The 11,747-nt window shown below is 62.1% G+C and carries 12 protein-coding genes; 2 read left to right on the plus strand and 10 right to left on the minus strand.

The annotated features are described in order from the left end of the window. From AB4Z11_RS09210 to AB4Z11_RS09220, 3 genes are all read right to left on the minus strand, one after another. The coding region (locus tag AB4Z11_RS09210) for a CmpA/NrtA family ABC transporter substrate-binding protein (protein WP_442024647.1) at nucleotides 1–1,185 on the minus strand (1,185 nt) is incomplete at its 3' end. 108 nt (nucleotides 1,186–1,293) lie between these two features. Beyond that, nucleotides 1,294–2,223, minus strand: coding sequence for a LysR family transcriptional regulator (locus AB4Z11_RS09215; RefSeq protein WP_442024649.1), 930 nt, complete (start codon nucleotides 2,221–2,223; stop codon nucleotides 1,294–1,296). Between the two features lie 3 nt (nucleotides 2,224–2,226). Beyond that, nucleotides 2,227–3,144, minus strand: coding sequence for a LysR family transcriptional regulator (locus tag AB4Z11_RS09220; protein ID WP_442024651.1), 918 nt, complete (start codon nucleotides 3,142–3,144; stop codon nucleotides 2,227–2,229). A gap of 118 nt (nucleotides 3,145–3,262) precedes the next feature. Between AB4Z11_RS09220 and AB4Z11_RS09225 the strand changes: the two genes are divergently transcribed. Continuing rightward, nucleotides 3,263–4,114: an oxidoreductase gene (locus AB4Z11_RS09225; protein WP_442024653.1), complete on the plus strand. Its 852-nt coding sequence runs from the start codon at nucleotides 3,263–3,265 to the stop codon at nucleotides 4,112–4,114. A 1-nt stretch (nucleotide 4,115) separates the two neighbouring features. Here the strand turns inward: AB4Z11_RS09225 and AB4Z11_RS09230 are convergent, their stop codons facing one another. The 6 genes from AB4Z11_RS09230 to ybaK all read right to left on the minus strand — a co-directional run bounded on the left by AB4Z11_RS09230 (nucleotide 4,116) and on the right by ybaK (nucleotide 8,745). Further along, the gene (locus tag AB4Z11_RS09230; RefSeq protein ID WP_442024655.1) at nucleotides 4,116–5,354 is read right to left on the minus strand and encodes a metal-dependent hydrolase; all 1,239 of its coding nucleotides are present in this window, start codon (nucleotides 5,352–5,354) and stop codon (nucleotides 4,116–4,118) included. A 3-nt stretch (nucleotides 5,355–5,357) separates the two neighbouring features. Beyond that, the gene (locus tag AB4Z11_RS09235; protein ID WP_442024657.1) at nucleotides 5,358–5,648 is read right to left on the minus strand and encodes a DUF427 domain-containing protein; all 291 of its coding nucleotides are present in this window, start codon (nucleotides 5,646–5,648) and stop codon (nucleotides 5,358–5,360) included. Nucleotides 5,649–5,668: 20 nt separating this feature from the next. Further along, a complete protein-coding gene (locus tag AB4Z11_RS09240; RefSeq protein WP_442024659.1) occupies nucleotides 5,669–6,712 on the minus strand; it encodes a sensor domain-containing diguanylate cyclase in 1,044 nt (347 codons plus the stop codon). 113 nt (nucleotides 6,713–6,825) lie between these two features. Continuing rightward, the gene (locus AB4Z11_RS09245) at nucleotides 6,826–7,473 is read right to left on the minus strand and encodes a DsbA family oxidoreductase (RefSeq protein ID WP_442024661.1); all 648 of its coding nucleotides are present in this window, start codon (nucleotides 7,471–7,473) and stop codon (nucleotides 6,826–6,828) included. Between the two features lie 57 nt (nucleotides 7,474–7,530). Next, nucleotides 7,531–8,145 (minus strand): glycerol-3-phosphate 1-O-acyltransferase PlsY, encoded by a 615-nt coding sequence (plsY, locus tag AB4Z11_RS09250; RefSeq protein WP_442024663.1) that lies wholly within the window; start codon nucleotides 8,143–8,145, stop codon nucleotides 7,531–7,533. A 108-nt stretch (nucleotides 8,146–8,253) separates the two neighbouring features. Then, complete coding sequence (ybaK, locus tag AB4Z11_RS09255) at nucleotides 8,254–8,745, minus strand: Cys-tRNA(Pro) deacylase (RefSeq protein ID WP_442024665.1); 492 nt, start codon at nucleotides 8,743–8,745, stop codon at nucleotides 8,254–8,256. A gap of 39 nt (nucleotides 8,746–8,784) precedes the next feature. Here ybaK and AB4Z11_RS09260 point away from each other — a divergent pair, with 39 nt between their 5' ends. Then, on the plus strand, nucleotides 8,785–9,759 hold the full coding sequence (locus tag AB4Z11_RS09260; protein ID WP_442024667.1) for an endonuclease/exonuclease/phosphatase family protein: 975 nt from the start codon (nucleotides 8,785–8,787) through the stop codon (nucleotides 9,757–9,759). Here the strand turns inward: AB4Z11_RS09260 and AB4Z11_RS09265 are convergent. Beyond that, on the minus strand, nucleotides 9,665–11,747 hold a 2,083-nt coding region (locus tag AB4Z11_RS09265), incomplete at its 5' end, for a putative bifunctional diguanylate cyclase/phosphodiesterase (protein ID WP_442024669.1). The two genes, AB4Z11_RS09260 and AB4Z11_RS09265, sit on opposite strands and share 95 nt — an antisense overlap.

An 11,747-nucleotide genomic window follows, 5' to 3' on the forward strand; every position in this document is an offset into this window, starting at 1 on the left:
ATCCCACACCGCACCGTCGATCATCTTCACCGTGCGCAGCGGAGATTTCGGAACGCTCACTTTGGCCAGCGACGCCGCGTCCCTGTACAAATCGATCTGGTTGATCTGCGTGGCGACAGCCAGATAGTCCGGATCGCTCTTCAGCAGTCCCCAGCGCTTCTGCTGCGTGAGGAACCACATGCCGTCCGACAGATAGGGGAAGTTCACCGCACCGTCATTGAAGAACTTCATGTAGTTCGGATCGTCCCAGGTCTTGCCCAGGCCATTCTGGTAGCGGCCCAGGATACGCTGGCCGATCACGTCGACCGAGGTATTCACATACGATTTGTCGGCGATGGTATCGGCCATCTTCACCTTGTTGGACAGCGAAGCGTCAATCCAGCGGCCGGCATCGAGAATCGCTGCCACCAGCGCCCGCGCAGTATTCGGATATTTCTTCACCCATTCGGCGCTGGTGCCCAACACCTTTTCGGGATGGTCGCGCCAGATGTCCTGCGTGGTGGTGGCCGTGATGCCGATGCCGTCGGCAATGGCACGGTGATTCCATGGCTCGCCCACGCAGTAGCCATCCATATTCCCGATACGCATATTGGCCACCATCTGCGGCGGCGGCACGGTGATCATCTTTGCGTCTTTCATCGGATTGATGCCGTAGGCCGCCAGCCAGTAGTACAGCCACATTGCATGCGTACCGGTGGGGAAAGTCTGCGCAAAAGTGTATTCGCGCGGATCGCTCTTCATCAGCTTCGCCAGCGAGGCACCGTCAACACCGCCTTTATCTGCAAGCTTTTTGGACAGGGTGATCGCCTGGCCATTGTGGTTCAGGTTCATCAGCACGGCCATGTCCTTCTTCGGGCCGCCCACGCCGAGGTGCACACCGTACACCAGGCCATACAGCACGTGCGATGCATCGAGTTCGCCGTTCACCAGCTTGTCGCGCACAGCAGGCCATGAGGCTTCCTTGCTTGGGATGATCTTGATGCCGTATTTTTTGTCGAAGCCCAGAACGGACGCCATCACCACCGACGCGCAATCGGTCAGGGGAATGAAGCCGACTTTGACCTCCTCTTTCTCAGGCTTGTCCGAGCCTGCGGCCCAGACGCCCTGCGTCGCGAGTCCTGTCAATGCGGTGGCGGCGCCGGCCTTGAGCAAGGCGCGGCGGGTCAGGCTGAATCTGTCGTCCATCTTCCGTTGTCCCCGTAGCGAATGGCCGGCGGACGCCAGCCTCACGGTTGTATGTGCAAGCAGCGTGCCAGCGCATTCGCAGGGTGGAAGACAGATCAGGAGTGAATTTCAGGCACTGGATTTGTGCAGCGCACCAAGCGGGTGCAGGCCAGGCTCCGCGCGGAGGCGCACCACCATCAAATCAACAAAGGCCCGCACGCGCGCGGAGCCCTGGCGCGCATCGCGATGCACGATATGGATCGGTACCGGGGGTGTAGCGTAATCGTCAAGCACCAGTTGCAGCTCACCGGAGGCCAGCAGCGCCGATGCCTGATACGACAGCAGGCGTGCGATGCCGAAGCCGCGCTTCACCGCCTCAATGGCCGCGTCGTTGGTATTCACATTCAGGCGCGCGCTCGGACGCTGCGAGATCAGGCGGCCCTGATCGACAAAGCGCCAGTCCGGCGGCGTGCTCGATCCGGATGACGACACGACCACGTGATGCATCAGGTCCTGCGGCGTGCCAGGTGCGCCATGCTGCGCCAGGTATTGCGGCGATGCGACCACCACGCGCCGCACTTCGCCCACGCGTGTGGCGCGCAGCGTCGAATCCGGCAACTCGCCAATGCGCACGCCAACGTCGATGCCCTCTTCCAGAAGGCTCGTGACGCGATCCACAAATAAAGTGCTTACCTCCATGCCCGGATAGCGCTGCAGGAAGTCGACGATGCCGGGCATGACGTACATGCGGCCGAACAGCATGGGCGCCGTCACCATCAGGTGTCCGCGCGGCGCGGCGTTGATGCCCTGGACTGCTTCGTCGGCTTCGTCCATCTCGGCGATGATGCGGCGCGCGTCGTCCAGATAGCGCTGGCCTGCTTCGGTGACGCGCACATGGCGCGTGGTGCGGTCCAGCAGCTTGACGGCCAGACGTTCCTCCAGCGCGGCGATGGCGCGCGTGACGGCGGGCGGCGACATGCCCAGGCGGCGCGCGCCGGATGCAAAGCCCTGCTCTTCGGCGACGGCGACAAAGACGGTCATCAGGTAAAGGCGGTCCATGTTCTATCTCGCTTTGCGCGGCTTGGGAAAGTAGGCCGGCGCGCGCTCGGCCACAAAGTCGATGAAGTGTCGCACACGCAGCGGCATGCGTGTGCGCTGGGCGTAGTACATGTACACCCCGCCACCGGAACCAAGCTGCTGCGGCAGCAGATGGAGCAGGCGGCCTTGTTCGAGGTCGTCACCTAGCATGTAGACCGCGAGCTGGCCAATGCCGACGCCCGCGCGCACGGCTTCGACTTCGCTTTCGGCAGTGTTGAAGCTGGCGACACAGGGCACGTCCTGATAGATGGTGCCGCCCTCGCCTTTCAGCTCCCATGGAATCAGGCGGCCGGTATTGGGCTGGCGGAAGCCGGTGCAGCGGTGCTTCTGCAGCTCGTGGATATTCTTTGGCGCCCCGTGGCGCTCAACGTAATCGGGCGATGCGCAGATGGCCAGCGCCAGGTCGCCGATGTGGCGCGCAACCAGGTTGCGCTCAGGCGGATTACCGGCACGGAAGCCGACGTCGATCTTGGACGAGATCATGTCCGTGAACTGGTCGTTCAGCAGCAGGTCGAAATGCGCGCTGGGGTATCGCTGCTGGAATTCGGCAATCAGCGGCGTGAGTACGATGGTGCCCAGCGAGGTCGCGGCGGAAATGCGGATCAGGCCTTCCACGGCCTCGCGGCTGTTCTGCACCTGGTCGAAGGCCTCGTCCAGCAGGCGCAAGCCGGGCGTGGACAGCTCGAACAGGCGTTGGCCTTCCTCCGTCAGACTCAGGCTGCGCGTGGTGCGGTGGAACAGGCGCACGCCGAGGTGGTCCTCCAGCTGGCGCATGGCTTTGCTGACGGCTTGCGCGGACAGCCCCGCCTCCACGGCCGCCTTGCTGAAGCTGCCGGCCTGTACGACGCCGATGAAGATGGTGATGACGCGGGCTTTGTCCATTCCAGCCATTTACAACCAAAAGGTGAAAATCAAACATCTTTCCTATGCCTAGTGTAGCRGCACTTCCACGCCTACACTTCCCTTCACCAAATCACCAATCTCTCGAAGGAGAAACATCATGGCAAAGAAAGTCTGGTTCATCACTGGCGCTTCCCGCGGTTTCGGTTCCCTGATTGCGCGCGACGCACTGGCGCGCGGCGACTATGTTGTGGCCACCGCCCGCAAGGCGGAAAGCGTGACCGAGGCACTGGGCGCGCATCCCAATCTGCTGGCCGTGCAGCTGGATGTGACCAGGGAAGCCGCAGCTATCGTGGCCGCGCAGCAGGCGGTGGAACGCTTCGGCCGCATCGATGTGCTGGTTAATAACGCTGGTTTTGGCCTGCTCGGCGCGGTGGAAGAGTCGTCGGCCGATGAAGTGCGCAAGCTGTATGACACCAATGTGTTTGGCCTGCTGAACGTGACCCGCGCCGTGCTGCCGGTGATGCGCAAGCAGCGCAGCGGCCACGTGATGAATATCTCGTCCGTCGGCGGATACAGCGCTTACTACGGCTGGGGCGTGTACGGTTCGACCAAGTTTGCCGTGGAAGGCTTGAGCGAAGCGATGTCGATGGAACTGGCGCCGCTGGGCATCCATGCCACCGTGGTCGAACCGGGCTTCTTCCGCACGGACTTCCTGGATGCGACGTCGCTGACCGAGACGGCAGCGCGCATCGAGGACTACGCGGAAACCGTGGGCGCCATGCGTACCTTCGCGGCCGGCGCGAATCATCAGCAGCCGGGCGATCCGCAGAAGCTGTCGAAGGCCATCCTGAAATTGGCCGATGCTGAGAAGCCGCCGGTGCGCCTGCAACTTGGCAGCGATACCGTGGCCCGCGTGCGCGCCAAGAACCAGCAGGTGGAACAGGAAATGGCGCAGTGGATCGATGTGGCGATGTCCACCGATTTCGATCCGGTAAAGCAGGCCGCCTGAGCTAGTGCTGCGCGCCGGCCAGCAGGTCGGCGCGTGGCATGCCCCATTGCGGTACGTTGCCGGGACATGCGCGCGACTGCGCCAGCTCCAAGGTGGTGAAGTTTCCGCGCGGTGTGGAGGCGAAGCGCTGGTCGCTGGCGACTTCCTCGTCCACCTGCGGGATGCGCGCGAAGCGCAGCCAGGCGTTCAGTTCGCAGTTGCCCGCAGCGAGCGTGCGCAAGGTAGTCAGGCTGCCCTGCCAGTCGCTTTGCAGCGCGACGCCATCAGCGCCAGCACGCAGCGCCGGCTCATCGCCGCCACGTGCCTGCAAGGCGGGCGCGCAATCGGCGACCGGCAGCCAGCCCGGCGCCAGGCTGATAATGCCGCGGCGCAGTCGATAAGAGGCGGCAGCTTGGTTGCTCTCCACGGAAGCGAAGGCCCAGCACAGAGGCTGCGCCGGGAAAGCAGTCATCGCGATATCCACTACGCGCGATGCCGGGTCGAGCGCCTGCAAGTGGCGCGTGAGTTGCGCGCGGCCTAGCGAGGATGCGTAGCCCTGAACGCCAACGAAGGCCAGGCATATCGCCAGCGCCAGGGCGAGCGCGCGCCGGCTGTGCATATGCATCAGGCGCAGCGCCGCTATCGCGCCGCCCAGGGCGGCCAGCGCTTCGAATGAGCCCCAGCTAAGGTAGCCATGCACGGTCACGAAAGCCAGTGCAGCAAATAGCCCGAACACCAGCACCCAGCGCGCCCGCGTGTGGATCGACAGCGCCAGCGGCACGCCGAACGCCACCCAGAACACCGGCTCCACGATGAAGACGGCGTCGCCGTAATACCAGTTCGGGTTGAAGGGATAGAAGGGATGGACGCCGTATGAATTCAGGAAGTCCATCGAGATATGCAGCAGGAAGCCGGCGACGGTTGCCAGCAGCAGGCCAAGCCGTGCATGGCGGCTTTCGCGCAGCAGCGCGCGGGCGTTGGGCCACAGCAGCCATAGCGCCGCCAGCAGCAGCACGGCTTGCGGCAAAAGGTAGAGCAGCGTGTGCGTGTGGCCGCGATGATGCAGCAGATAGCCGAGCGGTGGCGGCAGCTGGTGCGTCAGGACGAGATCGAGATCGGGGAAATTGCTGGCCGCCGCGCAGGCGGTCAGCAGCAGGCGGTGGCGGGTCTTCTGGCGCGCGTCGCCTGCCTCGGGAGGCAGGCTGCGTTGAATCAGCTCGCCGACGCCGAGGCCGACGACTGAATGGGTGATGTTATCCACGCACTAGTGCTGAACTTCCACGCCGTGCCAGAAGGCGATGCGGTTTTTCAATCCCTTGGCGGCTTCAGATGGGGTTGGGTAGTACCAGGCGGCGTTGCCGTTCACCTGGCCGTCCACCACCACGTTGTAGTAGCTGGCGACGCCCTTCCACGGACACATGGTGGTGTGGGCGCTGTCCTGCAGGAATTCCTTGTTGACCCGCTCCGGCGGGAAGTACACATTGTGCTCGACGATTTCAACTTCGTCGGATGCTGCTTCGGCGATCACTACGCCATTCCATGTTGCCTTAGGCATTTCAAAATTCTCCGTTCGTTTCAGCCTTCTACCCTATTGCGGCCGTTCTGCTTGGCACGGTACAAGGCGGCGTCGGCCTGGCGCAGCAGGCTGTCGGCGTCGTCGATGTCCATATGGTTGAAGGAGCCGATGCCCAGGCTGGCCGTGACCGGAACTCTACGGTTGCCATCCATGTGCATCTGCGCCTCAATTCGTCCACGCAGCGTTTCCGCAAACTTGCGCGCGCCTTCCAGCGGCGTGTTGGGCAGAAGGATACACAATTCTTCGCCACCGTACCTGCCGGCGACGTCGATCACCCGCACATTTTCGCGAATCAGTTTGCCGACAGCGCTCAGCACCTCGTCGCCGATCATGTGGCCGTGACGGTCGTTGACCTGCTTGAAGTGGTCCAGATCGACCATCACCGCCGACAGCGGCGTGCGGAAACGGCGCGTGCGGGCGACTTCGAATTTCAAGCGGTTCATCAGCGAGCGGCGGTTGTGCAGGCCGGTCAGCTCATCGGTCGTGGCCAGCATTTCCAGCTCGCGCATCGATTCTTTCAGCGCTTTTTCATTGGCGCGCAGCTCGATCAGGGCCATGACCTGGCGCGCCAGGCGGCGCAGCATGTCGCGCTGGCTGGTGGACAGGCAACCTGTCTTGGTATTCATCACGCACAACGTGCCGATGGCGTAGCCGTCGCTGGACGTTAGCGGCACGCTGCTGTACATGCGCATGAAGGGCGCTTCCGTCGTCAGCGGCATCCTGGAAGTGCGCGCATCCTTCGTCAGGTCGCAGATTTCAGTGGCCTCGTCGCCCAGCACCGCCAGCGAGCAATAGCACTGGCCGCGCGGCAGGTTGCCCAGTTCCAGCCCGGTGAAGGATTTCACGTAGGCCTGGTCGGCGTCGATCAGGGTGATGAAGGCGTAAGGCACGTCGCAGACCTTGGCGGCCAGCTCGGTAAGGAAGGTGAAGTCTTCGGTATTTGGCGCGTCCAGCGCTTCATAGCGGTGCAAGGCGGCCAGACGGTGCTTGTCGTCCATCGGCAGTGGAAACGAGTGCGAAAAGATCTGTTCTGCGGCTGACATGAGCCCTCTCCCGTGTGTAGCGTTGTCGCGCTTCTAGTGTTTGCCTTGAGCTGCTGGTGCTACATCTTGCAGTGTATAGCAAACGGGAGAGGTTGTAACCGAGATAAGACCTATTATTTCATCGCCACTATTTGTTTCAGTGCCTGCTCGAAGGCTTCCGGCGGTTGCCCGCCAGAAATCAAATGCCGTTCGTTGATGATGATCGCAGGAACCGAGTGGATGCCGTTGCGCTGGTAGAAACGCTCGGCTTCCCGCACTTCCTCGGCATAACGGTTGGACGACAGCACTTCGGTGGCGGCTTCCTGGTCCAGTCCCGCTTCCCCTGCCACGCGGATCAGAATGTCGCGGTTGCTCGGGTCTTCGCCCTTGGTGAAGTAGGTGGACAGCAGCGCATGCTTCAGCTCGCTCTGCTTGCCCTGTTCGCCGGCCCAGTGCAGCAAACGGTGGGCGTCGAAGGTGTTGTAGATGCGGGTGCGCGCGCCCAGAGCGAATTCAAAGCCGACGTCGGCGCCGCGCTGGCGGATCATCTCGCGCGATTGTTCCTGCTGGGCTGGCGTCGCGCCGTACTTCTGCTGGATGTGTTCGGTGATGTCCTGCCCTTCCGGTCCCATGGCGGGATTCAGTTCGAAAGGCTGGAAATGGATGTCGGCTTTGACGGTGCTGCCGAGGCGATTGAGTGCCGTTTCCAGGGAGTGCAGCCCGATGGCGCACCAGGGGCAGGAAACGTCGGATACGAAATCAATGCGGAGGGGAGTGCTCATTGCCAGCTCCATGTGTCACGAAGCTGGCATTTTCGCATGAAGAAGAAATCGGCGCTGTCAGGCCTTCTTTTTCGACTTGGAACCGATGCGGCTTTCCTTGCCGGCCATCAGATTGCCGATGTTCTTGGCATGGCGCCAGATCAGCAGGCCGCTCATCACCACCACCGCCGCCATTTGCGGATCGGCGCCGAACAGCAGGCCGTAGTAGAAAGGCGCGAAGATGGACGCCACCAGCGCGGCTAGCGAGGAGTAGCGGAAGGCGTACGCCACCACCAGCCAGGTTACCAGCGTCGCCACGCMCAGCCAGATATTCAGCGCCAGCAGCACGCCCGCGGCGGTCGCCACGCCCTTGCCGCCTTTGAACTTGAAGAATACGGGCCACAGGTGGCCGATGAAGACGGCAATCGCTACCAGCGCGATGGTGCTGTCGCCGGCGCCCAGCTGGTCGGCGAAGTGGATGGTCAGGAAGACGGCGATCCAGCCTTTGAAGGCGTCGCCAATCAGCGTCCAGATCGCCGCGCCTTTATTACCACTACGCAAGACGTTGGTGGCGCCAGGATTGCCCGAGCCGTAGGAACGCGGGTCCGCCAGGCCGTAGAACTTGCTGACCACGACGGCGAAAGAAATCGAGCCGATCAGATAGGCAGCGATGGTGAGCAGGACAGTATTCATGATTCCCCTGAGTTGTTTTATTTATATTGCACTTAAATGGGGACGTAACACATTTGTCTTTTTAAATGTGTTACGTCCCCATTTAAGTGCCGGCGGTGACTATACCGGTCAATCGGCCAGCGCGCAATTCACGGGTTTGGCGCCCAGCACCTCGCTCAGCACCTGCGGCTGGATGCCGATCAGGAAGCCGCGCCGTCCGCCATTGATATAAATCGTTTCCAGCCCGAGGATGCTTTCCTCGACGTACACCGGCATTGCTTTCTTGGTGCCGAACGGCGAGGTGCCGCCCACCATATAGCCGGAATGGCGCTGCGCCACTTCCGGCTTGCACGGCTCCACCGATTTGCAGCCGATATTGCGCGCCAGGTTTTTCGTGGAGACCTTGCAATCCCCATGCATCAGCACAATTAAAGGTTTAGCTGCTTCATCCTGCATCACCAGCGTTTTCACGACATGGTGTTCGTCCACGCCCAGTTCGCGCGCGGATACGGTGGTGCCGCCATGTTCTTCGTATTCGTAAGGGTGTTCGGTGAACGGGACCTTGTGCTTGCGCAGTAAAGCTGTCGCCGGGGTTTCTGAAATGTGCTCTTTTTTTGCCATGCCGTGATACGCTAAGTGCTCAGGAAGGAGTTTCTCATTATGCAGCAAGAAATTCGCTTTGCCACTTTCAATGTCTGCAACCTCGCCCCGCCGGGCGCAAAATTGTACGACAATCTGCTGCCTCTGACGGAGGCCGAATACGAAGCCAAGGCGAACTGGACCGCCCAGCAGCTGGATCAGCTCGATGCCGACGTGATCGGCTTCCAGGAAATCTTCTCCCAGGAGGCGCTGCGCGATGTCCTGTCCCGCACCCACAAATACCGCGAGGCCATCCACGCCGGTTTCGATCCAGATCCGCAAGCCGATCGCCTGACGCCCAATGTGGCCCTGGTGTCCCGTCTGCCGCTGGCGGGCGAGCCGGTTGTCTATGCCAATTTTCCGGAAGATGTGTCCAACGATGTCAACGGCCCGGAGGCCCGCTTCGCACGGGCGCCCCTACACGCACGGGTGGTGCTGCCCGGCGAGCATGTGATCGATGTGATCGTGGTGCACCTGAAGTCGCGTCGTCCCGACTACCGTTCCGGCGATGATGGCGACGATCCCCTGCACTACGCGATGGCCAGCCTGCGCTCGCTCGTGTGGCGCGGTACGGAAGCGGTGGCGCTGCGCGTGCTGCTCAGCAAAATGATGCGCGAAACGCGCCGCCCCTGCATCGTGCTGGGCGACTTCAACGATACGGCCGATGCCGTGACCACTACCATCGTCCTGGGCAACGGCGCCAGCATCCTCGGCACCGAGGAACGCCGCGGCCGCATGTACGACGCCAATCAGATCCAGCTGCGCCAGGACCATTTGCGGCACGTGGGCTATACCAGCATCCATGAGGGGCATTACTCGACCATCGATCACGTACTGGTGTCGGAGGAGTTCAATCCGGCCTCGCCGCGCGCAATCGGCGAGGTGGTGGATGTCTCCTACTTTAACGACCATCTGCGGCAGGAACGGCCGGAAGTGTCGGATCATGGCCAGGTGCTGGTGCGCTTGCGGCTTCGGCCACTTTCGGCGGGTCAATGACCCGCCCTACGGCTGCGCTGAGCGTGGCATCGGCCAGAAAGCCCTGATACCGGTCGCAGCCCAGTGCACGCAATAGCTCCAGCTGTTCGTTCGTCTCTACGCCTTCGGCAATCACCGTCATGTGCATGCTGCGCGCCATCGCGATGATGGTGCGGATGGCCGTGGTATCCGTGCCGCCATTCATGAAAACTTGCGCAATCTTCAGCTGGTCGATCGGATAGTCCTTCAACTGGCCAAGCCGCGAATAGCCGGTGCCGAAATCGTCCAGCGATAAGCGCACACCCAGTTTGTGCAGGGCCGCCAGCGTTTCGGTTACGCGAGGACCGCCGTCTTGCAGAATGTTCTCGGTCAGTTCCAGCTCCAGGCAGCCAGCAGCCAGACCGGATGCCGCCAGCGCATCGCCCACACTGTCCAGCAGCCCCTTGTGCGTGAACTGGGCGCGCGACAGGTTCACTGACACAATCAGCAGCCTGCCCTGCTCATGCCAGACCTGCGCCTGCCGGCAAGCCTCCTGCAGCACCCAGTTGCCGATGGCGATCATCAGCCCCGCTTCCTGCGCGACATCGATAAAGCGCTCCGGCAGCAGCAGGCCCAGTTCAGGATGGCGCCAGCGCAACAGCGCTTCCATGCCGATCACGGTATTGGAGGCGATCTCCACTTCCGGCTGGAACACCAGCTCGAACTGCTGCTCCGCCACGGCCCGCCGCAGGCCATTCTCGATGCCGGCCCGCTCCACGACGCGCGCATTCATTTCGCTGCTGAAGAACTGGCAGTTATTCCGTCCATCCTGCTTGGCGTGGTACATGGCGACATCGGCGTGCTTGAGCAGGGTATCGATGTCGGCGCCGTCGGCCGGATACATGGCAATGCCGATCGAGGTGGAGATATGCAGCTGGTGCTCGTCCAGCGCGTATTCCTGCTCCACAGCGCGGAGAATGGTTTCGGCCACGTGAGCCGCCCGCTCCGCGTTGCCGATGTCGGTAAGGATGATGACGAACTCGTCGCCGCCCTGCCGGCTCACCGTGTCGGCCTCACGCACGCATCTGACCAGGCGTGCCGACACTTCCCGCAGCAGCCGGTCGCCGAACGAGTGGCCCAGCGAATCATTGACATATTTGAAACGGTCCAGGTCCAGGAACAGGATGGCCAGCTTCTCGCCGCTGCGGCGTGCGGCGGCCAGGGCCAGGCTGAGACGGTCCAGCAGCAGCACGCGGTTGGGCAGATCGGTCAGGAAGTCGTGCTCGGCCAGATGCCGGGTCTGCTCTTCGGTTTTCTTGCGTTCGGTGATGTCGGACACGATGCCCATGTAATTAGACACCTGGCCGGCGCTGTCGCGAATCGCCGTGATGTTGACCCAGGCCGGAAACAGCGAGCCGTCGCTGTGGCGCGCCCAGGTTTCGCCCTGCCAATGGCCGGCATTGTCGACGCTCAGCCAGACCTCGCGGTAGAAGGATTCATCTTCCAGCCCGCTGCGGAAGGCGCTGACCGGCTTGCCCAGGATATCGTCCGGGACAAAACCCGTTACGGCTGAGTAGGCGCGGTTGATCGCGATCACACGCCGGCCGTGATCGGTCAATAGGATGGCGTCGTGGCTGTTTTCGAAGACCTGGGCCGCCAGATGCAATGATTGCTCGGTCCGCTTGCGCTCTGAAATATCGCGCACAACCACATAAAACAGATGCTTGTGATCCAGGCTGATGGAGGTCATCAGGACTTCGGCCCAGAACTGCTGGCCTTCGCAATCCAGGTAATGCCAGTCGTAGCGGCTATTGCCCTTGCGGATGGCCTCTTCCACGCGCTGGGCAGAAACACCGGCCGAGGGAACGCCATCCGGCTGCTTCAGCGGCGAAAAGTCATCCAGGCTACGTCCATGCAAGCGCTCTTCCGTCTTGCAGCAGAACAGCCGCACCGCCGCCGGATTTGCCTTTTCGATCACTCCATCACGTAGTAACAAAATGGCATCACTGGAACGCTCGAACATCTGGGAG

This window comes from Pseudoduganella sp. RAF53_2 (assembly GCF_052113985.1).
GTDB lineage: Bacteria > Pseudomonadota > Gammaproteobacteria > Burkholderiales > Burkholderiaceae_D > Rugamonas.

What these genes read in the sequence shown, in the direction of transcription:
- AB4Z11_RS09235 (WP_442024657.1), bottom strand. Translation starts at nt 5,648, where the DNA reads ATGCCTAAGGCAACATGGAATGGCGTAGTGATCGCCGAAGCAGCATCC.
- AB4Z11_RS09245 (WP_442024661.1), bottom strand. Translation starts at nt 7,473, where the DNA reads ATGAGCACTCCCCTCCGCATTGATTTCGTATCCGACGTTTCCTGCCCC.
- AB4Z11_RS09220 (WP_442024651.1), bottom strand. Translation starts at nt 3,144, where the DNA reads ATGGACAAAGCCCGCGTCATCACCATCTTCATCGGCGTCGTACAGGCC.
- AB4Z11_RS09260 (WP_442024667.1), top strand. Translation starts at nt 8,785, where the DNA reads ATGCAGCAAGAAATTCGCTTTGCCACTTTCAATGTCTGCAACCTCGCC.
- AB4Z11_RS09215 (WP_442024649.1), bottom strand. Translation starts at nt 2,223, where the DNA reads ATGGACCGCCTTTACCTGATGACCGTCTTTGTCGCCGTCGCCGAAGAG.
- AB4Z11_RS09240 (WP_442024659.1), bottom strand. Translation starts at nt 6,712, where the DNA reads ATGTCAGCCGCAGAACAGATCTTTTCGCACTCGTTTCCACTGCCGATG.
- AB4Z11_RS09225 (WP_442024653.1), top strand. Translation starts at nt 3,263, where the DNA reads ATGGCAAAGAAAGTCTGGTTCATCACTGGCGCTTCCCGCGGTTTCGGT.
- ybaK (WP_442024665.1), bottom strand. Translation starts at nt 8,745, where the DNA reads ATGGCAAAAAAAGAGCACATTTCAGAAACCCCGGCGACAGCTTTACTG.